Raw genomic sequence first — 24,672 nt, forward strand, 5'->3', positions numbered from 1 at the left:
CGGTGGTCCCGGGCGCCCGGCGGTCTACTGGCGGTAGCCCTCGACCACGTCCCCGGCGCGCTCCTGCGCCTCGTCGGGGTTCAGGCCGGCGCGGCGGCGCGCGTCGCGCTGGCGCAGCAGATCCCAGTATCGGTCCAGCTGCACCCCCAGCTGCTCCATGCGCTGCTGCTCGGACTCCGACAGCGGCTGGCCGACGTGGGCGCGCTCCAACCGGTGCTCCTCGGCCACCAGCTCGTCGATGCGGTGGTGCAGTTCGTCGTCGTTCATCTGGTCGTCCCCGTCCATCGGTGAGGTGCGCGTGACGCACGTTCTACCCGACACTGGGGCGCGTGGCACCGGCGCGCACGACCGGTTCCTCGATCACCCGCGCGCTCCGGGTCGTCGAGGCGGTCGCCGCCGCGGGCGACGGGGTGACCGCCAAGGCCATCGCCCGCCGCCTCGGCGCCCCGCTCCCCACCGTCTACCGGGCTCTGGGCACGCTCGTGGAGGAGGGCTACCTCGTCCGGCTGCACGACGTGCGCGGCTACGGACTCGGCTACCGCGTCGCCGAGCTGCACCGCGGTCTCACCGACCAGGTGCGCCCGCCCGCGTCCGTGCGCGCGATCCTCCACGAGGTGCACACCGCCGCCGACGCCGCCGCCTACCTCGCGGTGCTGCGCGACGTCGACGTCGTCGTGGCGTACGTCGACGACTGCGCCGAGCACCCCCGGCCCGACCCGATGCGCGTCGGCGAACCCACGGCACCTCACGCCATCGCGGCCGGGAAGGTACTGCTGGCCGACATGCGGCCCGGACGGCTGGCGGAGCTCGTCACCCGCACCGGGATGCCCCGGCTCGCCCCGCACACGGTGGCCGACCGCAGAGCGCTGGACCGGGAGCTGATGAGGATCCGGTCCGACGGCGCCGCCGTCGAGGTGGAGGAGTACCAGCCCGGTGTGGCCGGCGTGGCCGCCCCCGTCCGTGGTCCGGGCGGGGAGGTCACGGGAGCGCTCGGCGTCTCCGTCACGCGTGCTGAGTTCGCCGACCGGCGCTGGGAGCTCGAACGGGTGGTGCGGCAGGCGGCAGCCCGGATGGGCGCCACCGGCCCGCGTCCGGAGTGAGGCTCAGGCCACCAGTGCGGCCCACTCGTCGAGAAGGGGCAGGACCGTGTCGGGCCCCTCGGCCGGCAGCGTGAACAGCACGCCGTCCACCCCCGCGTCGGCGTAGGCCGCGAGCTCCTTCGCGTCGGGCCTGACACCGAAGACGGTGACGAGCATGTGCCCGCGGCCGGCGTCGGCAGCCCGGGTCTGCAGCTCGGTGATGCGCGCGGCGAGCGCGTCGATCTCGTCCAGCCCCGCCCGGCGCGGCATCCAGCCGTCACCGTGGGACAGCACGCGGTCGAGCACGGTCGGGCCCTCACCGCCGATCAGGACCGGGGGGACGCGCACCGGCTTGGGCCACGACCAGATCGGGTCGAAGTCCACGAACCTGCCGTGGAACTCGGCCTCGTCGTTCTCCCAGATCGCCCGCATGGCCGCGATGTGCTCCAGCATCCGTGCGGTGCGGGTGCGCGGGTCGATGCCGTGGTTGGCCATCTCCTCGCGGTTCCATCCCGGCCCGACGCCGAGCTCGACGCGGCCGCCCGCGATGTGGTCCACGCTCGCGACCGCCTTCGCCAGCCCGATGGGGTTGTGCTGCAGGATCAGCGAGACGGCCGTGCCCAGCGTGATCCTCTCGGTGACGGCCGCCATCGCCCCGAGCGCCACGAACGGGTCGAGGGTGTGCGAGTAGTGCCGCGGCAGGTCGGGGCCGTTCGGCCACGGTGTCTCCCGGCTGGTCGGGATGTGGGTGTGCTCGGTGAGGAAGAGGCCGTCGAGACCGCGCTCCTCCACCGCCCTGGCCAGGGCCGGGCCGTCGATGCCGTAGTCGGTCAGGAAGGTGACGATGCCGTGTTCCATCCCGTCAGGTTCGCACGAGAGGGGAGAAGCGGGCTTCCACCATGTGGAAGGTCACGCCCCGGCGGCGCCCACCCTGGCGATACATTGCTGACCATGCATCGACGCAGTGAACCTCCCTTCCGGGCCGATCACGTCGGGAGCCTGCTCCGCCCCCAGGCCCTCCTCGCGGCGCGGGAGCGGTTCGCCGCAGGCAGCCTCGACGCCGACGGCCTGCGCGAGGCCGAGGACACCGCCATCCGCGACGTGGTGGCGCTGCAGGAGGAGATCGGCCTCCAGGCGGCCACCGACGGCGAGTTCCGGCGCACGTCGTGGCACATGGACTTCATCTACCAGCTCGGCGGCATCAGCAAGACCGACGAGCAGATCCGCGTGCGGATGGTGAACGCCGAGGGCGAGGGCGCCTTCACCTCGGCCGGGCTCGCCATCCACGACAAGGTGCGCCTGGAGCACCCGATCTTCGCCGAGCACTACAAGTACCTCGCCTCGGTCACCACCACGGCCGTGCCGAAGCTGACGATCCCGTCGCCGAGCATGGTCCACTACCGCGGCGGGACGGCCGCCATCGACAGGACCGTCTACCCGGACGTCGAGGAGTTCTGGACCGACCTGTCCGCTGCCTACGCCGACGAGGTCCGCGCGCTCGCCGACCTCGGATGCCGCTACCTGCAGCTCGACGACACGAGCCTGGCCTACCTGAACGACCCGGCACAGCGCGCCGAGATGACCGCGAAGGGCGAGGACGCCGACCACGCCCACCTGCGCTACATCCGGCAGATCAACGCGGCCATCGCCGGGCGGCCGGACGAGATGAAGATCACCACCCACATGTGCCGGGGCAACTTCCGCTCCTCGTGGGCGGCTGAGGGCGGCTACGACTTCGTGGCCGAGGCCCTGTTCGGCGAGCTCGACGTCGACGGCTTCTTCTGCGAGTTCGACGACGAGCGCTCCGGCGGGTTCGCCCCGCTGCGGTTCGTGCCGCCGGGCAAGCAGGTGGTGCTCGGGCTCGTCACCACCAAGCGCGGCGAGCTCGAGGACGCCGACACGCTGAAGCGACGCATCGACGAGGCGTCCAAGTACGTGCCGCTCGACCAGCTCTGCCTCTCCCCGCAGTGCGGCTTCTCCTCCACGGTCGAGGGCAACTCCCTGACGCAGGACGAGCAGGTGGCGAAGCTGCGCCTGATCGTCGAGGTGGCGCAGGACGTCTGGGGCTGACCGGTCCCTGAGCGGGGCACCAGGGGGTGTCCCGTGGATCTTGGTTGATGAGAGCCTGGGCGCGGCTGTCGCGATTGAAGATCCGCGGGACACCCCCTAGCCTTCGCCCGTGTCCGACGAGGGTCCGCGCGGCTGGGGCGCGCCCCTGCACGCGCGGGCGCTCGAGGCGGCCGGGATCGGCAGGGGCACCACGCTCCTCGACCTCGGCTGCGGGGCCGGGGCCTTCGCCAGGGCGGCCGCCGACCGCGGAGCCGTGGTCACCGGCCTGGACGTCGACCGCTCCGTCGTCGCCGCTGCCGCCGCCGCGGTGCCCGAAGGCGACTTCCGCATCGGCGATGCGCACGACCCGCCCGCCGGCCCCTTCGACGTCGTGGCGGCCGTGCAGCTGCTCCCCCACGTCACCAACCCGCTCGTGGTGCTGCGCTCGGCGGCCCGCGTGGGGACGGTCGTCGTCGTCACGGTGTGGGGGCGGGAGGAGGAGTGCGACGTGCGCGCGTTCGGGGAGGCACTCGCCCCGTGGTTGCCGCCACGGCAGGCGCCCGCCGGCCCCGCGCCGCTCACCGAGCCCGGCCGCCTGCGCAAGCTCGTCACGCTGGCGGGCCTGCGGGTCGAGGTGCTCGACCAGGTCGTCTGCCCCTTCCGCTACCCCGACGCGGACGCGGTGCTCGGGCCGCTGCTCGCGTCCGGGATCGGGCGCCGCGCGTCCGCGCGTGCGGGGGAACCCGCCGTCCGCCGGGCCGTGCTCGCCCGGCTCGCGGAGTACCGGACGGCCGACGGCGGCTACCGCCTCGACAACACCTTCCGCGTGCTCACCGCCCGTTCTTGACGTCCAGGTGCCGAGGCTCAGCCGCCGAGGCGGTCGGCCAGCTCGGTCAGGGACCCGACGGTGAGGTCGGCGTCCGGATCGGTCGCAGGCGGCGGGGGTGCCTCCGGTCCGCGTTCGAGCGGCCGGTGGACGTAGGCCGTGCGCAGACCCCGGGACCGGGCCGCGGCGAGGTCGTCGACGTGGGCGGCGACCATCAGCACCCGCTCCGGTGGGAGGGCGAGGAGCCGCACGGCGCCGTCGTAGACCTCGCCGTCGCGCTTGTAGTGGCCGAACAGCTCGGCCGAGAGCACGGTGTCCCACGGCAGGCCTGCGTGCTTCGCCATGTCCACCAGCAGCGCCACGTTGCCGTTGGAGAGGGTGGCGATGATGTGGCGGCGCTTCAGCCGCGTGAGCCCGTCGACGGAGTCGGGCCACGCCGGCAGCCGGTGCCAGGCGAGCACCAGCTCGGTACGGGTCTCCTCGGACACCTCCCCCACACCGAGGTCGCCGAGCAGGTCGTCGAGGGAGGCGCGGTGCAGGGCGTCGAGCGGAGTCCATGGCAGCTCGCCGCGGCGCACGCGGTCCATGGACGGGCGGTACCGGCTCCGCCACTCGTCGGCGAACGCCTCGGCGTCCACCTTCTCGCCGAGCAACCGTGCGACCTCGCTCGCCACCCCGGAGCGCCAGTCCACCACCGTGCCGAAAACGTCGAACACCAGCGCGCGAACATCCACGGAACCGACCCTAACCCCGCCGAACCCCCACCCCCCGTTGCAGCAAAGCCACTTTCATGCAACCTCGTTGCCGGAAAGTGGCTTTGCTGCAAGTTCGGGGTGGTGCCCTGGCCGAATGGGGGCGCTCCTACACCCCGGCTCCCGCGTATCTCGTCTTCAGCAGGCTCTTGCAGTACTCCCCGTTCGTCTCGATCCCGATCCGCTGCAGCCGCGCCCGCCGCAGGTGCAGGGGCACCTGGGCGGCCGTGACCCGGCTGCCGTCGGCCTGGACGAGCAGCGGAGCGTCGTCGCCGTGCGCCATCCCGATCGCCGCGCGGCGCTCGCGGAGCCGGTCCAGCTCCGGGGACGGCGGCACCGACCCGAGGGCCAGCGCCGCGAGCTCGTCGGGCCCGGCACCGGCGTCGACCAGGGGCCGGGCGACCCGGTCCTGGCCGGCGAGTGCCGCCTTGCGGAGGAACTGCTCACGAAGCTCGTCGAGCTCCGCGCCTGCCTCCTCCCCGAACGAACCGACGAACCCCGCCTGGGCGGCCACCCCGCCGTTGATCTCCGCGGAGGCGTGGTGGTCGGCCAGCGTCACCTCCGCCCGTGTCACCCCGGGGACCGCCGCCACCGCATCGAACGCGTCGGCGACCATCAGGAACGAGAAGTTCGGGGCGCAGAAGAACGTGGGCAGCCGCAGGACGACGGTCGCCACGACTTCGGCAGCGCCTGCGGCGGCGTGCTCGGAGACGGTGCACGACTCGACGAAGTCGAGCTCGGTGATGGGCTCGTCCAGCTCCGGGTCGAGCACCGTCCCCAGCGCGGCCCACACCGCGTCCCGAAGCTCGGAACCGGGTGGGCACCGCATCACGCCTGCGCCCCCGCGACGTCCTTGACGAGCTCCTCGCCCGGCTGCAGGTCCTCGCCCGCCGTGGTCGCGAGCTGCAGCTCGGCGGGAACCGGGATGTCGTAGAGCCGCGCGGCGTTGAGCCCGAGGATCTTCTTCTTCGTCTCGGTGGTGAGCTTCGCGTAGTCGGTGAAGGCCTCGTCGTCGGGCATCTGCCAGTCGACGAACCCCTCGACCTGCCACTTCGGCACCCAGATGTTGTAGTCGCCGCCGTAGAGCATCTTGTCCTCGCCGACCCAGAACATCAGCTCGCCGATGACCTTGGCGAAGAACTTCGGCCGTGCGTGCATCAGTCCGCCGATCACCACCGACAGGCCCGCGTAGACGTTGGGTTCCTGCACCGCCATGAAGCAGAAGTCCTCGATACGCGGCAGGCCGACGTGCTCGACGATGAAGTTCAGGTCGGTGAAGTCGGTGGCGGTCTGGTCCACGTCGGCCACGTCGAACGCGTCCTTGTTCAGCGGCCAGATCGTGGGGCCCTTGTGGACGTGGACGTTCTTGATCCCGAGCTCCTGACACCTCTCCAGGAACCGGTAGGACTCGGGGTCGGTGAGCTTCCAGCCCCGGGAGCCGTTGTTCCACTCCGCGGTGTAGAGCTTCACGCCCTTGAGGTTGTACTTCTCGGCGTCGGCCTCGAGCTCGGCCATGCCGGCCTCGCCGTCACGCGGGTCGAACCGGCCGTTGACGATGAGGCGGTCGCCGTACTTCTCGAGCATCTCGGCGTTCTTCGCGGCCGTGTTGAAGCCGGTGGTGTACCACTCCTTGAGGTAGGTCGACTGGAAGATCGCGTGGTCGACGTGGCCCTCGGTGAAGATGTCGCGCTCGAAGTCCTCGGGAGTGACCTTCAGGTACTTCTCGTAGTCCCAGTGGGTCTCGGGCGGGCCGAGCTGGTGGTAGCCGTAGAAGCAGTCGATCCAGCCCTTCGCGTACTCCTCGGCTCCCGGCTTCCAGTTCTCCCGGCTGGCGTCCCAGTAGTGGATGTGCGAATCAACGATGAAGTACTTCTCGCCGTCCTTCTCGTACATGGTGGGCCTTTCGCGTCGGTGCGGACCAGCTGTTGTGTCGAGTTGCTACGGAACGAGAATCGCGCGACCGCGGACCCGGCCGGCGTCGAGATCGTGGAGGGCGTCGAGCGCCGCATCGAGGGGGTACTGCTTGGTGTGCAGGGTGACCTTCCCGGCCTGGGCCAGGACCATCAGTTCGGCGAGGTCGTTGTACGTGCCGACGATGTTGCCGATGACGTTCTTCTCGCCGCCGACGAAGTCGAGCGTCGGAATTCGCAGTTCTCCGCCGTACCCGATGATGAAATCCGAACCGGCGGGCGCGGTCATCTGCCACGCGTCGTTCTCCGCGCCCTGCTCGGCGACGAAGTCGAACACGACGTTCGCGCCGTTGCCGCCCGTCAGGTCCTTCACGGCCTCCACGTGGTTTCCGTCGGCCAGCACGGTCTCGTCGGCACCGATCTGCTTGGCCAGCGCCAGCGCGTCGGGGTTGCGGTCGACCACGACGATGCGGGTGGCGGTGAGTGCGGCCAGCGCCTGGATGCCGATGTGCCCGAGGCCGCCTGCGCCCTGCACCACGGCCGTCGTGCCCGGGTAGAGCAGCGGGACGGCCTTGCGCACGGCGTGGTAGGCGGTGATGCCGGCGTCGGCGAGCGCGGCGACGTCGGCGGGGTTGGTGTCGGGGTTGAGCTTCACGCACGCCCTGGCGGTGGTGCGCAGGTACTCGGCCATGCCGCCGTCGTTGTTCGACAGCCCCGGGAAGAACGCGTTCTCGCACTGCATGTCGCGGCCCGCGCGGCAGGCCAGGCACAGCCCGCAGGACGGCTGCGGGTGCAGGATCACCGTGTCGCCGACAGCGACGTTGGTGACGCCCTCGCCCACCTCCTGCACCCAGCCGGCGTTCTCGTGGCCGATGACGTAGGGCAGTTCGGGGCCCATCGCCTCGGCCCACTGCCCTTCGAGGATGTGCAGGTCGGTGCGGCAGACGCCGGCGCCACCGATCTTCACGATCACGTCGAGCGGCCCAGCGAGCTTGGGTTCCGGTATGTCGTCGATCGTGGGATCGACGTGGTACTCGTGCACCCGGACGGCCTTCACCGGCATACCTCCGTGGGATGTCGTCTCGATTCCAACCCGCATCCCGATCCCAATCCCGGGCCGTAGCGGTCACAACCACGCCTATTCCACGGAGCGATAAAACGGACACTGTTGACCACGTACACCGGTGGTTCGAGGGTCTGACCTGGGGTGACAACGGGCGCCCCGTACCTGTCGGGTAGTGCTACCGACGAGTAACGTGCCCGGCGTGACGACGGACACGAGCGGGGTCGGCGCACTGATGGGGCAGCTGGTCCCGTGGGTGCGCACGGTGGGTGTCGAGTTCGAGGAGGTCACGCCGGAGCGTGCGGTGGTCCGGCTCCCGGACACCGCGGAGCTGCGCAACCACGTGGGCGGCCCGCACGCCGCGATGATCTTCGGGCTCGGGGAGACGGCATCCGGTGCCGTCTCCATGGCCGCCTTCGGGGCCGCGCTTGAGCGCGCGACACCGTTGGTCGTCAGCAGCGAGATCCGCTACCTGCGGCTCGCCCGCGGCCCGCTCACCGCCACCGCCGTGCTCGACCGGCCGGCGGCCGATGTGCTCGCCGACCTCGACGCGGGGGCTCGCCCGGAGTTCGCGGTCACCGTCGTGGTCACGGGCGAGGACGGCGTCGAGACCACCCGGATGTCGGTGGTCTGGACGCTGCGCCCGAACCGCCGGGATGCGACGGACTGAACCACCACGGCACGAACGGGGTCAGCCCGTACCCGGGACGGGGCACTCGCCCGGCGACGAGGCGGCCGCGCGACTAGCGTCCCTGCGGTGCATGTGGTGATCGCAGGGGCGCACGGCAAGATCGGTTTGCGGCTCGCCGCGTTGCTGGCGAGCCGCGGTGACGTGGTCACGGGTGTGGTGCGCAACCCCGACCACCGAGCCGACCTCGAGCAGGCAGGTGCGGCCGTCGCCGTCGTCGACCTGGAGTCGGCGGGTGCGGGGGAGCTCGCCGAGCACCTCACGGGCGCCGACGCGGTGGTGTTCACCGCAGGCGCCGGGCCGGGCAGCGGCGTCGCCCGCAAGGACACCGTCGACCGGGCAGCTGCCGAGCTGCTCGCCGAGGCCGCCCGGCTGGCCGGGGTTCGGCGGTACCTGCTGGTCTCCTCCACGGGGGTGGACGAATCCCTCGCGCCCGGCGCCGACGAGGTCTGGGCGGCCTACGTGGCGGCGAAGAAGGCCGCCGAGGAGGCGTTGAAGGCCACCGACCTGGACTGGACGATCCTGCGCCCCGGTGCCTTGACCGACGACCCGGGTACCGGGCGCGTGCTGCTCGCCCCGCCGCCGGTCGACCGCGCGGAGGTCACCCGCGACGACACCGCCGCCGTGCTCGCCGCTCTCCTCGACGCTCCTGGCACCATCGGGAAGGTGCTGGAGCTGCGCGAGGGCGATGACGAGGTGCACGAGGCGATCGCGGCGGTGTCGGCATGAGCGAACCGCAGAGCCGGACCTTCGACGTGGTCGTCGTCGGTGGCGGCGCGGTCGGCGAGAACGTCGCGGACTACGCGATGCGAGCGGGGCTCTCGGCCGTGATCGTGGAGTCCGAGCTGCTCGGCGGGGAGTGCTCCTACTGGGCGTGCATGCCGTCCAAGGCGCTGCTGCGCACCGGCCACGCGGTGGCGGCGGTCCGCAGGCTGCCCGGCACGACGGCCGACTTCGACCCCGCCGCAGTGCTCGCCCGCCGTGACTCCTTCACCCACGACTGGAGCGACGAGAGCCAGGTGGAGTGGGCCACGGGCGCAGGCATCGCCGTCGTGCGCGGAACGGCCCGGTTGACGGGTGAGCGCACGGTGGCGGTCGAGGGCGGCCCCGTCGGTACCGAGACGCTCACCGCCCGCCGTGCCGTCGTGCTGTGCACCGGGAGCGTCCCGATCGCGCCGCCGGTGCCCGGCCTCGACACCGTGCGCACGTGGGGCTCCCGCGAGGCCACCTCGGCCAAGGAGATCCCGGCCCGGTTGGGCGTGCTGGGCGGTGGGGTCGTCGGATGTGAGCTGGCGCAGGCGTTCCAGCGGCTCGGCTCACAGGTCACGCTCGTGCAGCACGGGCCGCGGCTGCTGGCGGCGCTCGAGCGGTTCGCCGGCGAGCGGGTGGCTGCTGCGCTGCGCGACGAGGGCATCGACCTGCGTCTGGACCAGCGCCTCGACTCCGTCTCGCCGGCGGGCGACGCCATCGAGATGCACCTCGGGGACAGCTCGGTCACGGTCGACGAGCTGCTCCTCGCCACCGGTCGGCGCCCGAACACCGACTCCGTGGGGGTCGAGGTCGTCGGGCTGGAGCCGGGGAAGCCGCTCACCGTCGACGACTCCGGGCTGGTGCAGGGCGTCGAGGGGGAATGGCTCTACGCCGCGGGCGACGTCACGGGCCGGGCGCCGTTGACCCACCAGGGCAAGTACGCCGCCCGGATCGTCGGCGCCGCCATCGGGGCCCGTTCCATCGGCGAGGAGCTCGATCTCGGGCCGTGGGGTGAGCACGCCGCCACCGCCGACCACGTCGCGGTGCCGCAGGTGGTGTTCACCGACCCGGAGGTGGCCGCGGTGGGGCTCACCGAGGACCAGGCCAGGGCCGCGGGGATCGACGTCCGCGTGGTCGACATCCCGATCGCCGTGGGCGGGTCGTCTCTGCAGGCCGACGGCTACGACGGGGAGGCCCGGCTCGTGGTCGACGAGGGGCGCGGCGTACTGGTGGGCGCGACGTTCGTGGGCCAGGACGTGGCCGAGATGCTCCACGCGGCCACCATCGCGGTCGTTGGCGAGGTGCCGATGGCCCGGCTCTGGCACGCCGTCCCGGCCTATCCCACGATGAACGAGGTGTGGCTGCGCCTGCTGGAGGCCTACCGCACGCCCTCCTGAGGTCAGCCGGCCTGGGAGAGCGCCGCGGCGAGCCCGAGGGTCGCCGCCATCAGCGCGGTCTCGAGCGCGGCCCAGCGCAGCACCGGGGTACGCCCGGTGGCGAGCCGGCGCCGGGCGAGGGCGCCGAGGCACGCGAGCAGCAGCAGGCAGCCCGTCTTGGCGAGGACGAGCCAGCCGTAGCCGGTGGTGAAGAGCGCGGTCCAGCTCTGCAGCCGGAGCTGGGCCGTCACGACGCCGGTCAGCGTGATCGCGAGCAGGCAGCCGCCCGCCAGCCGCGAGAAGCGGGGCAGCACCGCCTCGAGCAACGGGCGGTGTCGCGCGACCAGCACCAGCATCGCCGCGAGCCCGCCGACCCACAGGCCGGCCGCTCCCACGTGCGCTCCCACGGTGATGATCGCGAGCTGGTGGTCGGGTGCGGCGCCGGCATGGCCGGTCACGGCGGGGGTGATCAGGCCGAGCAGCGCGGCGACCATGGGCACGCGCACCTCGAGCCGGTCGCGGTCGTACAGCCGGACGACGCCGCAACCGAGTACGACGGCGGCGCAGCCCGCGGTCAGCACCATGCCGCGGCCCGCCGCGAGCTCGGTCGCCCACGCCGCGACCTCCGTGCCGTTCAGTTCCGACACCGGACGGGCGAACGCCGACGCGACCCGGAACATGACGCCGACGATGACGACCACCAGCCAGCCGCCTGCCAGCAGCACGAGCCAACGGTCGGCCGTGGCCCGCACCCGGTTCAGGTCCCGTACCGCTCCTCCGGGCAGCTCGCGGACCTGCGGGAGCAGCGTGCCGAGCAGGGTCAGCCCGACGCACGCGACACCGGCGACGTCCATGCCGGTACGGGTGACGGACGTGCCGATCATCACCGGCAGGGTCGCGCCGGCCAGCGCGCCGGACAGGATGCTGGCCAGGATGGCGGCTCCGACCGCGAGACCGGCCCAGCTGAGCGGCAGCAGGTACCGGTCAGCCGGGCGCGGACCCGCGGTCGGGGGCGTCATCCCCTGGCCATCCGCAGTGCGGCGAACACGCCACCGCCGACGAGCACCACGGCGCCGACGATCCACGGCCAGATGGGTGCGCCACCGTCACCGGCGGGTTGCGCCGGGGCGCTCTCGGCCGCGACGGGTGCGGAGGAGGTGGGCGCCGGCGCGGCGGTGGCGGCCGGGCTCGCCGCTGCGGCGGCCCCGGGGCCTGCGGTGGTGAGGGTGAACCCGATGCTGCCGCTGACGGGGTGTCCGTCCTCCGACACCACCCGGTAGCCGATCTGGTAGCTGCCGGCCGGCCCGAGCGGGCGGACGGCGATGCTCACCGTGTCGCCGTTCGCGGTGACGTCGCCGGTCTCGTAGCGCGCCTGGTCGGGCCCGACGACGGTGAGCGTGGTGAAGCCGGGCTGCATCGTCTCGTTGAACGTGAGCGACACGCGTTGGGGTGCGGTGGACAGGCTGGCTCCGTCGGCCGGGTCGCTGCTCTCCAGCCGGGTGTGGGCGAGCGCCGGCCCGGCGCCGAGCAGCAGCGCCAGGCCACACAGCACCGTGACGGCGGCACCCCGCAGGACACCGGTGGTCATTTGCCTGCTCCTGCCGTGCGGCGGGTGCGCAGCACCGCACCCGCACCGACACCGAGGCCGAGTGCCCCGACCAGCAGACCCGCGCCGCCGAGCCAGCGGGCCGTGTCGTCGGTGGCTCCCGCGGTGGGGGCGCCGGTGGCCGATGCGCTGGTGACCAGCGCGGTCCCCGCCTCGTCGTCCGCCGGGGTCAGGGTGACGCTGGGGGCGGGCCGTTCCGGCTCGGAGCCGTCGGCAGCGGGCGGCTGGTCCCACGCCACGACTTCGCCGTTGTCGTAGGTCTGCACGGCCGGGAGCACGAGCCGGTCGGTGTCGGTGGGCAGCGGGCCGAGCGACAGCGGGAAGTCGGCGAACTCGCCGGGGGCGATCCGGGTGCCGGGGTCGGCGGTCCAGGTGACGGTGCTGACGGCCTCGGTGATCGTGCGTCCGCTGCGCTGGATGGGCGGGTTCAGCGGCGCCTTGGTCATCGTCGCGGTCCAGCCGGGGCGCGGCGTGGTGCGGACGGAGGTGATCGGGTGGTCCGGCGGCAGGGTCACCTGCAGCTTGACGGTGCCCGCGGTGTCGGACTCGGTGGGTACGCGCAGGGCGACCACGGAGTAGCCGCCCTGCTGGGCGGTGCCGGGCTGGGCGGTGACGTGCGCGAGGGCCGGAGCGGCGCCGATGACGGCGACCGTCACGGCCAGCGCGCCGACGGTGCCGGCACGCAGAGCGTTCCGGCGGGTGGACGAGGACATGGGTGTCTCCCGGTGTGGGTCGGTGAAAGGGGCTGGTCAGCACCCCACCGGAGGGCCACGCCTCACATGGGCGACAGCGAGCGCGCGAGCGAGCCGCGCGGGTACGGCAGGGCCGGGCACGGCGCGGGTGGGCAGTGGCCGGTCGGCCGGAGGCGGGCTCAGGCGCCGCGGCACCACCCGCCGCAGCGCGGCGACGAGCCCCGCTCCGGCCGCGTCGGCGTGCCGTAGGACGCAGGCGATGACGAGCGTGATGGCCACGTGCATGCCCAGCATCCCGGCCCCCGAGGACACCACCGGCGCCGCGGCGTGGTCCATCGGATGCAGCAGCACCATCAGCAGGTGCATCACCAGCTGGCCGGCACCGAGGGCCGCAACCATGCCCACGGCGGTGCGGGAGCGCTCCGCCACCGTGACGAACGCCGCCGCGAGCAGCGGGAACAGGACCACGAGCAGGGACAGCTCCGGTACGGAGCCGCCACCTGCCATGTGCCCGACGGCGGTGAGCAGCGTGGTCAGCACGGCCAGGGCCGCGCCGCGCAGCGGGCGGTGGCCGCCCGTAGAACCGCCGCTCATGGGGACCGACGGTAGCCCCGCTGCACTACGTGATGATGCCCAGGTGGGTGAGGAGGTCGATTTCGATCCGGTCGAGCTCGCCCCCGATCGCCCGGTACGCGGTGCGCCGGCGGGCGGTGGGCATCTGCTCGGCGGCCCGCACGGCGACCGACAGGTCGACCAGCCGCGGCCGGGTGTCGGCGACGAACCTGCGTGCCGCCTCCGTGGGCTGGGCATGCGTCCCCGACTCCAGCTCGCCCAGCGCCTCGGCCACCCGCGAGAGCCGCGCGTGCAGGGCACCGCCCGGACCTGCGTAGGCGGACAGCTGGGTGGGATCGACCCCCAGGCGCGCGGCCCGGTAGGCGTCCCAGCGGGCCCTGGCCACTCCGGCGAGCGCGAGGGCGTAGGGCGCCAGCAGCGGGGCGACGGCCTTGCTGACGCCGATGAGTCGCCTCGCCCTGGCCGCGGTGAGCGGCTGACGGCTGCGGCCGTGGTCGGCCCCCGCGCTGTCGATGGCTGTCTCCGCCTTCCGCCGGGCGGCTCGCCCGGCCTTCTTCGTCTTCTTCGTCTGCGTCGTCTCGTCCGGGAGCGGCGCTGCCGTGGAGTCGGCGGAGCGCACGTCATCACCGGACCGTCGCCGGAGCCCCATCCGCTCACCCTCCTCGCGCCCGTCCGATGATCAGAACGGTGTGGTCAGCAGCTTAGGGCTCCCGCCCGGGGCTCGCTGCGGCGTCCACCCGGCGCGTCCGCGGCCCGGATCACCGGTTCGGGTGGTCGCGGCACGAACGCCGGCTGTCGGTGGCGGTCATTACCCTCGTCCCTGTGACGGCAATCGAGAACCGGCCCTGTCCGGTGCGGCCCACCGGTGACGCTCCCACCGGAGCGGCCGTGGTGTCCCTCGACGCCGCCGTCACCACGCGTTGCCGTCGGCGGGTCCACCTCGACCACGATCCGGAGGCGGTCGGGCTCCCGCGTGCGCTGCCCGATCCGTCGCTCGAACAGCGCCGCGCCGACGCCGCTGCCCACCGTGCCCACATCGGCGAGCGGCTCGCTGCGGCCGCCGGGCCGGGCTGGCACGCCGTGCCCGCTTCGGCGTCCACCCGCGAGCGCATCGCCTCCACCACCGCGGCCGTCCACGCCGACGCGCCGCTGATCTGGGGTGCGGTGCTGCCCGACGTCGGTGCCGCCGGGCGTCGTGGTGGGGCCGAGCTGCTGGTCAGGGTGGCCGGTGGCGGGTACCTGCCCGTCATCGTCGTGCGCCACCGCATCACCGATCCGGGCAGCGGGGCGCTCACCTCCCCGCTCGTCGAGCCGTCACCGCGGCGCGCCCTGCCGGATCCGGCGCGGAAGGTGCGGTCCCAGCCGCGCGATCTGCTGCGCCTGGCCCACCTCAACCGCATGCTGCACGCCGCGGGCTGGGCGCCCGTGGCCGAGCTCGTGCACGGCGACCACGGCGGAGTCATCGGCATGGACGCCGACGTGGTCGTCTGGCACGACCTGCGTGCCGGCCACTGGCCCGGCGCCCGGTCCACGCTCGCGGAGTACGACACCCGCTTCGCCGACCGCACGGCCGTCGCCACGGCCGCAGCCACCGGTGCACCCGCGCTGGCCGCCCCGTCGCGCATCACGGAGTGCCGCCACTGTCCCTGGTGGCCCACCTGCGAGGCCGATCTGGAACGCGTCGAGGACGTCAGCCTCGTCGTGCGCGGTGAGCCAGCAGCGGTGCTGCGGGACCTCGGGGTGCGCACCGTCGGCCAGCTCGCCGCACTCGATCCCGCGCTCGAGCCGCCGATCCCGCCTGCCGGGGTGCCGTTCGCCGACATGATCGCACTGGCGCGGGCCCGGCAGCGGGGGCTCTCGGTGGTGCGGCGGGTGCCACGGACGCCGGTGCTGCGCGCCGACGTCGAGGTCGACGTCGACATGGAGAGCTTCGGCGAGGCCGGTGCGTACCTGTGGGGTGTGCTGTTGCACCACCCCGGTGGTGCTCGGCCGGGAGACGAGCCCGACGGCTACCGCGCCTTCGCCACCTGGGATCCGGTTCCCACCGTCGACGAAGCGCGCTCCTTCGCCGAGTTCTGGGCGTGGTTCACCGGCGTCCGGGAGGCTGCCCGCGCCAGCGGGCGCAGCTTCGCCGCCTACTGCTACAACGAACAGGCCGAGAACCGCTGGTTGCTGGCCTCGGCCCGCCGGTTCGCCGGGCTGCCGGGCGTCCCTCCGGTGGCCGAGATCGAGGAGTTCATCGCCGATCCGTGCTGGGTCGACCTCTTCGCCGTGGTCAGTGAGTGGTTCCTGTGCGCACACGGGAAGGGTCTCAAGCGCATCGCCCCGGCGGCGGGCTTCTCCTGGCACGATCCCGAGGCGGGCGGCGAGAACTCGATGCGGTGGTACCGCGACGCCGTCGGTATGGACGGCGCACCTCCCGACGAGGCGCAGCGCAGGCGCCTGCTCGAGTACAACGCCGACGACGTGGCCGCCACCCGCGCGTTGCGGGAGTGGATGACCTCGGCCGCCATCCACGAGGTACCGCTCGCGGCGGATCTCTGATCAGCGACGACGTCGCGGCGGCGTGATACGTGCCGCTCCTGGCCCACGCCGGTGCGTTGCACGGGCGATGATTCGGTCATGTCGCCGATCAAGCACGAACAGCGGGGCGCCAACGGCGCCGCCTCCAGCACCCACTATCTCGGCACTGCCACGGCCATGGCGGTTCTCGCCCGTGGCGGCAACGCGTTCGACGCCGCGGTCGCGGCGGGGTTCGTGCTGCAGGTCGTCGAGCCGCACCTGAGCGGCCCCGGCGGCGACCTGCCTGCGGTGTTCGTCACCGCGGGCGACACCACCCCGCGGGTGCTGTGCGCGCAGGGCGTCGCGCCCGCTCGGGCCACCGTCAGCTTGCTGCGCGACGAGCTGGGCCTGACGATCGTGCCCGGCACGGGCCTGCTGGCGCCCACCGTGCCCGGTGCCTGGGACGGCTGGCTGATCCTGTTGCGCGACCACGGCACGATGTCGCTGGCCGAGGTGCTCGGGCCGGCCCTGCGCTACGCGGCGTCGGGGTTCCCGCTGGTGCCGCGGATCCCGACCACGATCGCGACGGTCGCCGACCACTTCCGGGAGTTCTGGCCGAGCTCGGCCGCCACCTGGATGCCCGACGGCACCGTGCCCACGTCCGTCCACCGGCTGCCGGCGCTGGCCGCCACCTGGCAGCGGCTGCTCGACGCGGCCGCTGCGGCGGGCAGCGACCGCGAGCGGCAGATCGACGCCGCCCGTGACGCCTGGTACCGCGGGTTCGTCGCCGAGGAGATCGAGGCGTTCGTCCGCACCCCGGTGCGCGACGAGTCCGGCCGGGACCACGCGGGCCTGCTCACCGCCGACGACCTCGCGGGCTGGGAGGCCACCTACGAGGACGCCCTCACGGTGGACGTCGGGGACGGCTGGACGGTGGCGAAGCCGGGCCCGTGGTCGCAGGGACCCGTGCTGCCGCAGACGCTGCAGCTGCTCAGGGACACCGAACTGCGCTACGACGACGGCGTGGCCTCGGCCGAGACGGTGCACCGGGCGGTGGAGGCGATGAAGCTGGCTCTCGCCGACCGGGAGGCCTGGTACGGCGACAGCGCGCCGGTACCGATCGAGACGCTGGTGTCCCCGGAGTACGCCGCCGCGCGCCGGTCGCTGATCGGCGAGAAGGCCTCGCTCGAGCTGCGTCCCGGTTCCCCGGACGGGCGCGAGCCGCGCATCGGGGCGTACGCGGCGCAGCCGGGCCACAAGCACGGCGACGGGGTGAGCGGGCTGGGGCTGGGCGAGCCGACGGTCAGCCGCACCGGTGTGATGCGCGGTGACACGGTGCACGTCGACGTCGTCGACGCCGCGGGCAACATGGTCTCCGCGACACCGTCGGGTGGCTGGTTGCAGTCCTCACCCACCATCCCCGCGCTCGGGTTCTGCCTCGGCACGCGGGCGCAGATGTTCTGGCTGGAGGACGGCCTGCCGTCCTCGCTCGTGCCGGGCAGGCGGCCGCGCACCACGCTGAGCCCGTCGCTCGGCCTGCGGGACGGCGAGCCTCGGCTCGCGTTCGGCACCCCCGGCGGCGACCAGCAGGACCAGTGGCAGCTGTGCTTCTGGCTCGCCCACACCGTGGGCGGTCTGGACCTGCAGGCGGCGATCGACTCGCCGGCCTGGCACAACACGGCGTTCCCGTCGTCGTTCGCGCCGCGCGGGTGGGAGCCCGGCGGGCTCGTGGTCGAGTCCCGGCTCGGCGCAGCCACCCTGGCCGAGCTGAGCCGCCGCGGTCACGTGGTCACCGACCAGGGCGAATGGGCACTCGGCCGGATGTGCGCGGTGGGACGCGGCGACGGCCCACTGCTGCGTGCGGCGGCGGACACCCGCAGCGGAGTGGGTGCCGCCTCGGCGTTCTGACTCGGCCGCGCACCCGTACCGGACTCCGGTGCGGGTGCGCCGCCGCGGCCGATCCCGGGCGTGGAACTTGATGTTGTAACGTCACACTGGAACGACGTTCCAGTGGAGGGTTCCATCAATACGCGCCGACGCAATACCGTCCGTAGCGAGCGGGCTCGGGCCACCCGTGCCCGCATCGTGGAGGCAGCCGGAGCGCTGTTCGTGCGCGACGGCTATCTCGAGACCACGATGGCCGGGATCGCGCGGGAGGCCGGCGTCGCGGTGCAGACGCTGTACCTGTCCTTCGGGAGCAAGGTGGCCGTTCTGGAGGCCGCGCTCGGCCTCGACCCGGAGGATCGGCCCGCTGACGATGTCGGGCATCTCACGGCGGAGCCGGACGGGCTCCGCGCGCTGGGCCACCACGTGGCCGCCACCGTGTCGGCCATCGAGCGGACCCACCCGCTGGACACCGTGCTGCGTGCCGCGGCGGCCGACCCCGAGCTCGCGGAGCTGCTGGACCGGACCAGGCGCGCCGTGCTCGCCCGGCACGCCCAGGCGGTCGACGAGCTGGCCGAGAAGCCCGGCTTCACCGACCGGATCTCCCTGCAGCGAGCCACGGACGTCGTCGCCGCCCTGCTGGCGCCGGAGACGTACGGCCTGCTCGTCGTGGGCCAGGGATGGACGCCGCCGGACTGGGCGGAGTGGGTGTGCCGGCACCTGGCCGCCGATCTCTTCCCGGGGGACCGTCGGGAGCCGGTGCCACACTGAGCTCGTGGCCATCGTCCGCACCGTCGTCCCCGCCCCCGGGCCGATCCGTGCCCTCACACTCGGTGTCTCCGACGCCGGTCTCGTGCTCGTGGCGTTCGGCGACCGTCCCGAGACGGTCGACCGGATGGCGGCGCGGCTCGGAGAGTCCGTCGTCGACGGCGCCGGGGGAACGGCGGCCGAGCAGGTCGCGGAGTACTTCTCGGGCGTCCGGCGGGCGTTCGACGTCCCCCTCGACTGGAGACTCACCCACGGCTGGCAGCGCACGGTCCTGCAGGCGTTGTACGACACCGTGCCGTTCGGGAGCACGGTGACCTACGGGGAACTGGCGGCCAGAAGCACCGACACCCCCCGCGGCCACACGGCGGCGAGGGGTGTCGGGGCGATCATGGGGTCGAACCCGCTGCCGGTGGTGGTGCCCTGCCACCGGGTGCTGGGTGCCGACTCCCTCGGTGGGTTCGGCGGGGGCCGCGCCACCAAGGAGTGGCTGCTCGCCCTGGAGGGGGTGCTCACCCCGGCCCTGGACTTCGGGCCGGAGTGAGCCCCGCTCAGGTGCGGACGGCCTGGATGTCGATGTCGATCCGCAGTGTGCGGCCCACGGTGAGGAGGCCGGCGAGCACCGACTGGTTCCAGTCGATGGCGAAGTCGTCCCGCGACACCTCGGTGGTCGCCGAGAACGCGGCGCGAACCTCGCCGGTGAGGCCGGGACCGGTGCCGTGGTACTCCACCCGCAGGGGCACCGGTGCACTCACGTCCTTGAGCGTGAGCACGCCCTCCACCACCCAGTGGGTGGCGTCGAGCCGGCGCAGGCCGTCGCTCTTGTAACGGATCTCCGGGTACCGCAGCACGTCGAGGAAGTCCGGGCTGCGCAGGTGCTCGTCCCGCATCTCCTCGGCGGTGTCCACGCCCGTGGGGTCGATGAGCACCTCGACCGAGCTGTTCTCCAGCGGGTCGGCCACCTGGACGTGGCCGCTGAAGCGGCGCAGCCGCCCGTGGATGCGGCCCAGCCCGATGTGCAGCGCGGTGGCCTGGATGCTCGAGTGCACCGGGTCGATCGTCCAGGTGCCCGGGGCGGGCAGGATCGCACCGCCCGCCCTGGGCAGCTGGAGCTCCCCGAGCGCGGTGACCGGTTCAGCCCCGACGGACACGGTGCGCGCCAGCGGGTCGTGCCCCGGCGCCGCGACGATCACGGTGTACGGGCCGGCCGGCAGCCCCTCGATGAGGACCCGACCGTCGGGTCCGCTGGAGCCACGGGCCCGCTGCACGCCGCCCGCGTCGACGGCCGTGAGGGTGCCGCCCGCCACCGGCCAGCCGTCGAGCGTGGTCAGCTGGCCGGTCAGGGCGCTCACCGGACACCGCCGGCGTCGAACGGCTCGAACAGGTGCTCCGAGGGGGGCGCCGCGTTCGGGCCTGCCGGGTTCTGTCCGGCCGGGTTCTGTCCGGCCGGGTTCTGGTTCGCCGGGTTCGGCGCGCCGAGCTGCACCACGGTGGAGGCCTGTGCTCCCGCCGAGATGTGCACCACCTGTGCCACGGGCGCGTATCCGCTGGCGGTCAGGGTGTAGGTGCCCTCGGCGAGGTCCTCGAACGTGAACGAACCGTCCGGTCCGGTGACCGCGGAGCCGACGACCGTCCCGGTGGCGTCCACGAGCGTGGCCATGGCTTCGGCCACCCCACGACCGTTGCTCGCCGCGGTGACCGTGCCGAGCAGGCGGGAGCGCCGTGGTAGCTCGAGGTCACGCTCGATCGTCGCGCCGACGGCGAGTTGCACGCTCACGGCGACGGGCTGGTGGCCGGGGCTCGCGGCCGTCAGCGTGTAGCTGCCGTCGGGCACGCCCACCAGCTGGAACCGGCCGTCGGCGTCGGTGACCCGCGCCGCGGCGACGTCGCCGCGTGCATCGATCAGGGTGACCGCGGCTCCGGCCACCGCCCGGGTGCCCGAGATCAGGTCCGGGGTGCGCACCGTGCCGACCACGCCGCTCGAGCCGCTGAGCGCGACGTCGTGGCGGGCCGGGGTGCCGCCGACGGCGACCATGGCCGCGTGCGGCTGGTACGTGCCGGCCGCGGCGACCACGAGGTACGTGCCGCCGGTGCGCAGGTCCACGCGGTAGTACCCGTCGTGGCCCGTGGTGGTGCGGGCCTCCTGGCGGCCTGCCGGGTCGGCGACGGTGACGACGACCTGCGGCAGCCCGAGCCCGTCGCTGCGCGACACCGTGCCGTACACGGCGGGCCCGTTGTCGGTGGCCGGTCGGTCGGCAGGCATCCCGGCGGCGGCCGGGTAGCCGGGGACCTGGGTGGCCTGCGTCTGCTCGTGGACCGGCGCGGGGACGGCGTCGGGCACGTGGTGTCCGTTGGCCGGTGCGTGCCCGTTGCCGTTGCCGTTGACCGCGGCCGCGAGCGGGGTGGTGTCCTGGCTCATCAGCGCGTGTCGCCCCCCCGACCCGTTGTGGGTCGCCGTGTTGTACGCCGCCGCGCGGCTCGCCATGTCGGGCTGCGCCGCGGGAGTGTGGGCGGCGTCGGAGCTCGTGACCTGTGCGGTCGCCCCCTCGGCGGACATCGACGATCCGGCGGGCCCGGCCTCGGCCAGCCCGGCATCCTCCATCGCCCTTGCCTGTGCACCGGACATCGTGCGCAACGGGAGCTCCTTGATGAACAGCACGAGCACGAACGCGACCATCAGCACGAACGCGACGATGAGGAACGTCGCGGTCATCGAGTCGGAGAAGCCGGCGAGGAACGGCCGGGCCAGCCGCGCGTCGATCTGCTGCAGGAACGAGGAGTCGTTCAGGACGCTGGACGCGCCACCGTCACCACCGCCGGACAGGGCGGCGATCACGGGCTGGTTGACCGGGTTGGCACGCACGGCCGGGTCGGCGAGCGCGGCCTGGAACTGCGGCGTGGTGGAGGCCTTGCGGAACTCGTCGGAGATGTTGCCGGTGACCGTGCTGAACACGATCGACAGGAAGATCGCGACGCCGATCGTGCCGCCCAGCTGGCGGAAGAACGTGGTGGACGCCGTAGCCACGCCCATGTCCCGCGCCGGCACCGCGTTCTGCACGGCCAGCACGAGGGTCTGCATGGAGAGACCCAGCCCGAGGCCGAACATCAGCATGTAGAGGTCGAGCTCCCACAGCGGGATGTCGACGTTGACGCGGAAGTGCATGAGCAGCATGGCGCCGACCATCAGAGCGACGCCGATGATCGGGAAGATCTTGTAGCGGCCGGTGCGTGAGGTGATCTGCCCGGAGACGATCGACGAGATCATGATCCCGGCCACGAGCGGGAGCGTCAGGAAGCCCGCTTCCGTCGGGGTGGCGCCGTGCACGATCTGCAGGAACTGGGGCAGCAGCGAGATGCCGCCGAACATGCCGGCACCGATCACGATGCCGGCGGCCGCCGACAGCGCGAAGACGCTGTTGCGGAACAGCCGCAGCGGGATCAGTGCGTCGTCGCCGTAGTGCCGCTCGGCCACCAGGAACAGGACGAGACCGACGAGGCCGATCGCGTAGCAGACGAGCGAGCGGGTGGAGTCCCAGCCCCACTCCCGGCCCTGCTCCGCCACGATGAGCAGCGGCACGAGGAACACCGCGAGCATGATGGCGCCCGGCCAGTCGATCCGGTGCGGCCGCGGGATGTGCGGCATGGTGAGCACCCGCGCCACGACGATCAGCGCGACGGCGCCGATCGGCACGTTCACCAGGAAGATCCAGCGCCAGCCGTCGATGCCCAGGATGGTGGTCTGGCCCGACAGGACCCCACCGATCACCGGCCCGAGCACGCTGGACGTGCCGAACACCGCGAGGATGTAACCCTGGTACCTGGCTCGCTCCCGGGGCGGCACGATGTCGCCCAGGATCGTCAGTGCCAGCGAGAACAGACCGCCGGCGCCGAGCCCCTGCACCGCGCGGAACGCGGCGAGCTCGTACATCGACTGCGAGAAGGTGCACAGCACCGAGCCGACGATGAAGATCGTGATGGCGGTCAGGAACAGCGGCTTGCGGCCGTAGATGTCCGACAGCTTCCCGTACAGCGGGGTGGTGATCGTGCCGGTGATGAGGAACGCGGTGGTGGCCCAGGCCTGCAGGCTCAGGCCGCCGAGGTCGTCGGCGATGGTGCGGATCGCGGTCGAGACGACCGTCTGGTCGAGTGCGGCCAGGAACATCCCGAGGGCGAGGCCCACCAGGATCGTCAGCACCTGGCGGTGGGTCAGCTCGCCCGACGGTGCCGGTGCGGCCCTGGTGGCGGGCTCCGCGGCAACTTGGGTGGACATCAGTTCTCTCCTCCTGGCCGGCGGCTGACCCGCCGGCCCGCATCCTGTACGTCGTCGGCGAAGCGGCCGAGCAGTTCGGCAAGGCGTCGGCGGGACTCTTCGGGCCAGCCGGACAACACCGAGGCGACGAGCTCGACGCGCTTGCGTCGCCCGTCCTCGCATATCCGGGCGCCCGCGGGGGTGACGGCGAGCAGGTGGGCCCTGCCGTCGTCGGGATCGGCGCGGCGCTCGACGAGGCCGGCGGCCACGAGCTCTGCGACCTTCCGGCTCACCGTGGAGGCGTCGATGCCCACGGCGTCGGCGATGGCACTGACGCGCTGTGGCCCCTGGTCGATGAGCTGGACCAGCACATGGGCCACGGCGATGTCACCGCGGTGGCGGCGCAGCGCGGTGACGATCCGGCCGAGCCGGCCCACCTCCTGGGCGATGCGGTCGGCGATCAGGAGATCACTCTCGTCCATCACGCCTCCTTCACCTGCCGTTTGCCTGTGCTTTACTAGCGTTGTTTGTAGCAAGCAACAACTTGCTTGGGGCAAGCATGCTCGCGCGACGTCCGATCGGCAACTTGTTTGGGGCCTTCGTGCCGTGATTCCGACCACCACGTCCTCGTGGTCCGCTCGCATGGCGTATTCACAGGGCATGCTCGATGTGTTCGACCCCCGGACTTTCGCGCGAGGCGTACCGCACGACGATCTCCGGGTCCTGCGGGACACCGACCCGGTGAGCTGGCAGGACGAGCCCGAGGTCGGCATCTGGCCCGCCGGACCGGGGTTCTGGGCCGTCACGCGCTACGCCGACGTCCGCCACGTCCTGCGCACGCCGTCGGACTTCTCCTCGTCGCTCGGGGCCACCCAGATCCGCGACCCGGACCCGGCCGACCTCCCGTTCATCCGCCGGATGATCCTGAACATGGACCCGCCCGAGCAGGTCCGCCTGCGCCGCCTCGTCACCGGCGCGTTCACCCGCCGCAGGCTCGAGCAGTTCACCGAGGTGATCCGGGAGCGCGCCGCCGCCCTGCTCGCCGCGGTGGCCGGGGACCGCCACTGCGACCTGCCCCGTGACGTCACCGACGACCTCCCGCTGCAGAACCTCGCCGACCTGCTCGGCGTGCCCGTCGCGGACCGGGCCCTGCTGTTGGAGTGGACCAACCGGGTGATCGGCTACCAGGACCCCGAGCACGGCCAGGTCGTCACCGACGCGGAGGGGCGGCCGGTCAACCCGCGCTCACCGGCGATGCTCGCCGACATGTTCGGCTACGCGGAGGACCTCGCCGAGCGCAAGCGCCGTGAACCGGCCGACGACGTGATGACGGCGCTGGTGGAGGCCGAGGTCGACGGCGAGCGGCTCACCGACGCCGAGCTGAAGATGTTCTTCTTCCTCCTGGTCGTCGCCGGGAACGACACCGTGCGCAGCGCTCTTCCCGGCGGGGTGCTCGCGCTCGTCGCGCACCCGGAGGCCTACCGGCGGCTACGCGCCGATCCCGCGTTGCTGCCGTCGGCGATCGAGGAGATGCTGCGGGTGCACCCGCCGGTGCTGACGTTCCGGCGCACCGCCACCCGCGATGTCGAGCTACGGGGACGGCAGATCGCCGCCGGGGACAAGGTGGTCGTCTACCACGTCTCGGCCAACCACGACGAGCGCCGCTTCCCCGACCCGTTCCGGTTCGACCTCGCGCGCGACCCGAACGACCACATCGCGTTCGGCCAGGGCCCGCACCTGTGCCTCGGCGCCGCGTTCGCCCGGCTGCAGATGCGCGAGTTCTTCGGGGAGTTCCTGCGGCTGCCGCCCGTCGAGCTCGACGGCGAGCCCCGACGGCTCGTGTCGAACTTCATCAACGGGCTGACGAGCCTGCCGCTGCGCTGGTAACCGGCCGCCCGAAGGGGTGAG

General features: G+C 73.0%; 25 protein-coding genes. 11 read left to right on the forward strand and 14 right to left on the reverse strand.

What is annotated here, in order from left to right:
* Positions 1-24 precede the first annotated feature (24 nt).
* The gene (locus ACQPZA_RS00195; protein ID WP_169395595.1) at positions 25-267 is read right to left on the reverse strand and encodes a DUF2630 family protein; all 243 of its coding nucleotides are present in this window, start codon (positions 265-267) and stop codon (positions 25-27) included.
* 62 nt (positions 268-329) lie between these two features.
* Between ACQPZA_RS00195 and ACQPZA_RS00200 the strand changes: the two genes are divergently transcribed.
* Positions 330-1,100, forward strand: a complete 771-nt coding sequence (locus ACQPZA_RS00200; RefSeq protein ID WP_433277321.1) for an IclR family transcriptional regulator — start codon at positions 330-332, stop codon at positions 1,098-1,100.
* Positions 1,101-1,103: 3 nt separating this feature from the next.
* Here the strand turns inward: ACQPZA_RS00200 and ACQPZA_RS00205 are convergent, their stop codons facing one another.
* Positions 1,104-1,937, reverse strand: coding sequence for an LLM class F420-dependent oxidoreductase (locus ACQPZA_RS00205; protein WP_169395597.1), 834 nt, complete (start codon positions 1,935-1,937; stop codon positions 1,104-1,106).
* A 93-nt stretch (positions 1,938-2,030) separates the two neighbouring features.
* On the opposite strand from ACQPZA_RS00205, the gene ACQPZA_RS00210 reads away from it, so the two are divergent.
* Together ACQPZA_RS00210 and ACQPZA_RS00215 are read left to right on the forward strand one after the other, a co-directional pair.
* The gene (locus ACQPZA_RS00210; RefSeq protein WP_433277324.1) at positions 2,031-3,149 is read left to right on the forward strand and encodes a 5-methyltetrahydropteroyltriglutamate--homocysteine S-methyltransferase; all 1,119 of its coding nucleotides are present in this window, start codon (positions 2,031-2,033) and stop codon (positions 3,147-3,149) included.
* A 109-nt stretch (positions 3,150-3,258) separates the two neighbouring features.
* Positions 3,259-3,975 carry a methyltransferase domain-containing protein gene (locus ACQPZA_RS00215; protein WP_433277325.1) on the forward strand — a complete coding sequence of 239 codons (717 nt, stop codon included), beginning with the start codon at positions 3,259-3,261 and terminating at the stop codon, positions 3,973-3,975.
* Between the two features lie 17 nt (positions 3,976-3,992).
* On the opposite strand, the gene ACQPZA_RS00220 is transcribed toward ACQPZA_RS00215, so the two are convergent.
* The 4 genes from ACQPZA_RS00220 to ACQPZA_RS00235 form a co-directional block, all read right to left on the reverse strand.
* Positions 3,993-4,688: a haloacid dehalogenase type II gene (locus ACQPZA_RS00220; protein WP_169395600.1), complete on the reverse strand. Its 696-nt coding sequence runs from the start codon at positions 4,686-4,688 to the stop codon at positions 3,993-3,995.
* A 127-nt stretch (positions 4,689-4,815) separates the two neighbouring features.
* Positions 4,816-5,535 carry an iron-sulfur cluster assembly protein gene (locus ACQPZA_RS00225; protein ID WP_433277327.1) on the reverse strand — a complete coding sequence of 240 codons (720 nt, stop codon included), beginning with the start codon at positions 5,533-5,535 and terminating at the stop codon, positions 4,816-4,818.
* The gene (locus tag ACQPZA_RS00230; RefSeq protein WP_433277329.1) at positions 5,535-6,599 is read right to left on the reverse strand and encodes an amidohydrolase family protein; all 1,065 of its coding nucleotides are present in this window, start codon (positions 6,597-6,599) and stop codon (positions 5,535-5,537) included. Before ACQPZA_RS00230 ends, ACQPZA_RS00225 begins: the two co-directional genes overlap by 1 nt.
* 45 nt (positions 6,600-6,644) lie before the next feature.
* The gene (locus tag ACQPZA_RS00235) at positions 6,645-7,673 is read right to left on the reverse strand and encodes an NAD(P)-dependent alcohol dehydrogenase (protein ID WP_169395603.1); all 1,029 of its coding nucleotides are present in this window, start codon (positions 7,671-7,673) and stop codon (positions 6,645-6,647) included.
* Positions 7,674-7,881: 208 nt separating this feature from the next.
* Here ACQPZA_RS00235 and ACQPZA_RS00240 point away from each other — a divergent pair, with 208 nt between their 5' ends.
* From ACQPZA_RS00240 to ACQPZA_RS00250, 3 genes are all read left to right on the forward strand, one after another.
* Positions 7,882-8,349 carry a DUF4442 domain-containing protein gene (locus tag ACQPZA_RS00240; RefSeq protein ID WP_433277331.1) on the forward strand — a complete coding sequence of 156 codons (468 nt, stop codon included), beginning with the start codon at positions 7,882-7,884 and terminating at the stop codon, positions 8,347-8,349.
* Between the two features lie 87 nt (positions 8,350-8,436).
* Complete coding sequence (locus ACQPZA_RS00245) at positions 8,437-9,096, forward strand: NAD(P)H-binding protein (RefSeq protein WP_433277333.1); 660 nt, start codon at positions 8,437-8,439, stop codon at positions 9,094-9,096.
* Complete coding sequence (locus ACQPZA_RS00250) at positions 9,093-10,514, forward strand: dihydrolipoyl dehydrogenase family protein (protein ID WP_433277335.1); 1,422 nt, start codon at positions 9,093-9,095, stop codon at positions 10,512-10,514. Before ACQPZA_RS00245 ends, ACQPZA_RS00250 begins: the two co-directional genes overlap by 4 nt.
* Positions 10,515-10,516: 2 nt before the next feature.
* Here ACQPZA_RS00250 and ACQPZA_RS00255 read toward each other — a convergent pair whose 3' ends face one another.
* From ACQPZA_RS00255 to ACQPZA_RS00275, 5 genes are read right to left on the reverse strand one after another with little or no spacing between them, the layout of a single operon-like run.
* Positions 10,517-11,512, reverse strand: coding sequence for a copper resistance D family protein (locus ACQPZA_RS00255; RefSeq protein WP_433277337.1), 996 nt, complete (start codon positions 11,510-11,512; stop codon positions 10,517-10,519).
* A complete protein-coding gene (locus ACQPZA_RS00260) occupies positions 11,509-12,081 on the reverse strand; it encodes a copper resistance CopC family protein (RefSeq protein ID WP_211174067.1) in 573 nt (190 codons plus the stop codon). Before ACQPZA_RS00260 ends, ACQPZA_RS00255 begins: the two co-directional genes overlap by 4 nt.
* The gene (locus tag ACQPZA_RS00265) at positions 12,078-12,812 is read right to left on the reverse strand and encodes a YcnI family copper-binding membrane protein (protein WP_433277339.1); all 735 of its coding nucleotides are present in this window, start codon (positions 12,810-12,812) and stop codon (positions 12,078-12,080) included. The genes ACQPZA_RS00260 and ACQPZA_RS00265 overlap by 4 nt, the downstream gene beginning before the upstream one ends.
* 36 nt (positions 12,813-12,848) lie before the next feature.
* Positions 12,849-13,385, reverse strand: coding sequence for a hypothetical protein (locus ACQPZA_RS00270; protein WP_433277341.1), 537 nt, complete (start codon positions 13,383-13,385; stop codon positions 12,849-12,851).
* 25 nt (positions 13,386-13,410) lie between these two features.
* A complete protein-coding gene (locus ACQPZA_RS00275) occupies positions 13,411-13,983 on the reverse strand; it encodes a DUF6474 family protein (RefSeq protein ID WP_433277343.1) in 573 nt (190 codons plus the stop codon).
* A gap of 212 nt (positions 13,984-14,195) precedes the next feature.
* Between ACQPZA_RS00275 and ACQPZA_RS00280 the strand changes: the two genes are divergently transcribed.
* The 4 genes from ACQPZA_RS00280 to ACQPZA_RS00295 all read left to right on the forward strand — a co-directional run bounded on the left by ACQPZA_RS00280 (position 14,196) and on the right by ACQPZA_RS00295 (position 19,059).
* Positions 14,196-15,908 carry a TM0106 family RecB-like putative nuclease gene (locus ACQPZA_RS00280; RefSeq protein ID WP_433283150.1) on the forward strand — a complete coding sequence of 571 codons (1,713 nt, stop codon included), beginning with the start codon at positions 14,196-14,198 and terminating at the stop codon, positions 15,906-15,908.
* 78 nt (positions 15,909-15,986) lie between these two features.
* Entirely contained in the window at positions 15,987-17,774 is a 1,788-nt protein-coding gene (locus ACQPZA_RS00285; protein WP_433277345.1) for a gamma-glutamyltransferase family protein, read from the forward strand.
* Positions 17,775-17,951: 177 nt separating this feature from the next.
* Entirely contained in the window at positions 17,952-18,521 is a 570-nt protein-coding gene (locus ACQPZA_RS00290; protein WP_433277347.1) for a TetR/AcrR family transcriptional regulator, read from the forward strand.
* Positions 18,522-18,525: 4 nt separating this feature from the next.
* Entirely contained in the window at positions 18,526-19,059 is a 534-nt protein-coding gene (locus tag ACQPZA_RS00295; RefSeq protein ID WP_433277349.1) for a methylated-DNA--[protein]-cysteine S-methyltransferase, read from the forward strand.
* Positions 19,060-19,066: 7 nt separating this feature from the next.
* Here ACQPZA_RS00295 and ACQPZA_RS00300 read toward each other — a convergent pair whose 3' ends face one another.
* Genes ACQPZA_RS00300 through ACQPZA_RS00310 form a run of 3 tightly spaced genes read right to left on the reverse strand, consistent with a single transcriptional unit; the run spans position 19,067 to position 23,246 of the window.
* Positions 19,067-19,867 (reverse strand): YceI family protein, encoded by an 801-nt coding sequence (locus tag ACQPZA_RS00300; protein ID WP_433277351.1) that lies wholly within the window; start codon positions 19,865-19,867, stop codon positions 19,067-19,069.
* Positions 19,864-22,785 (reverse strand): MFS transporter, encoded by a 2,922-nt coding sequence (locus ACQPZA_RS00305; RefSeq protein ID WP_433277353.1) that lies wholly within the window; start codon positions 22,783-22,785, stop codon positions 19,864-19,866. The genes ACQPZA_RS00300 and ACQPZA_RS00305 overlap by 4 nt, the downstream gene beginning before the upstream one ends.
* Positions 22,785-23,246 (reverse strand): MarR family winged helix-turn-helix transcriptional regulator, encoded by a 462-nt coding sequence (locus tag ACQPZA_RS00310; RefSeq protein WP_433277355.1) that lies wholly within the window; start codon positions 23,244-23,246, stop codon positions 22,785-22,787. The genes ACQPZA_RS00305 and ACQPZA_RS00310 overlap by 1 nt, the downstream gene beginning before the upstream one ends.
* Before the next feature lie 178 nt (positions 23,247-23,424).
* On the opposite strand from ACQPZA_RS00310, the gene ACQPZA_RS00315 reads away from it, so the two are divergent.
* Positions 23,425-24,651 carry a cytochrome P450 gene (locus ACQPZA_RS00315; RefSeq protein ID WP_433277357.1) on the forward strand — a complete coding sequence of 409 codons (1,227 nt, stop codon included), beginning with the start codon at positions 23,425-23,427 and terminating at the stop codon, positions 24,649-24,651.
* The last annotated feature ends 21 nt before the right edge of the window (positions 24,652-24,672 follow it).

The organism is Pseudonocardia xinjiangensis (genome assembly GCF_050948425.1).
Taxonomy (GTDB): Bacteria; Actinomycetota; Actinomycetes; order Mycobacteriales; family Pseudonocardiaceae; genus Pseudonocardia; species Pseudonocardia xinjiangensis.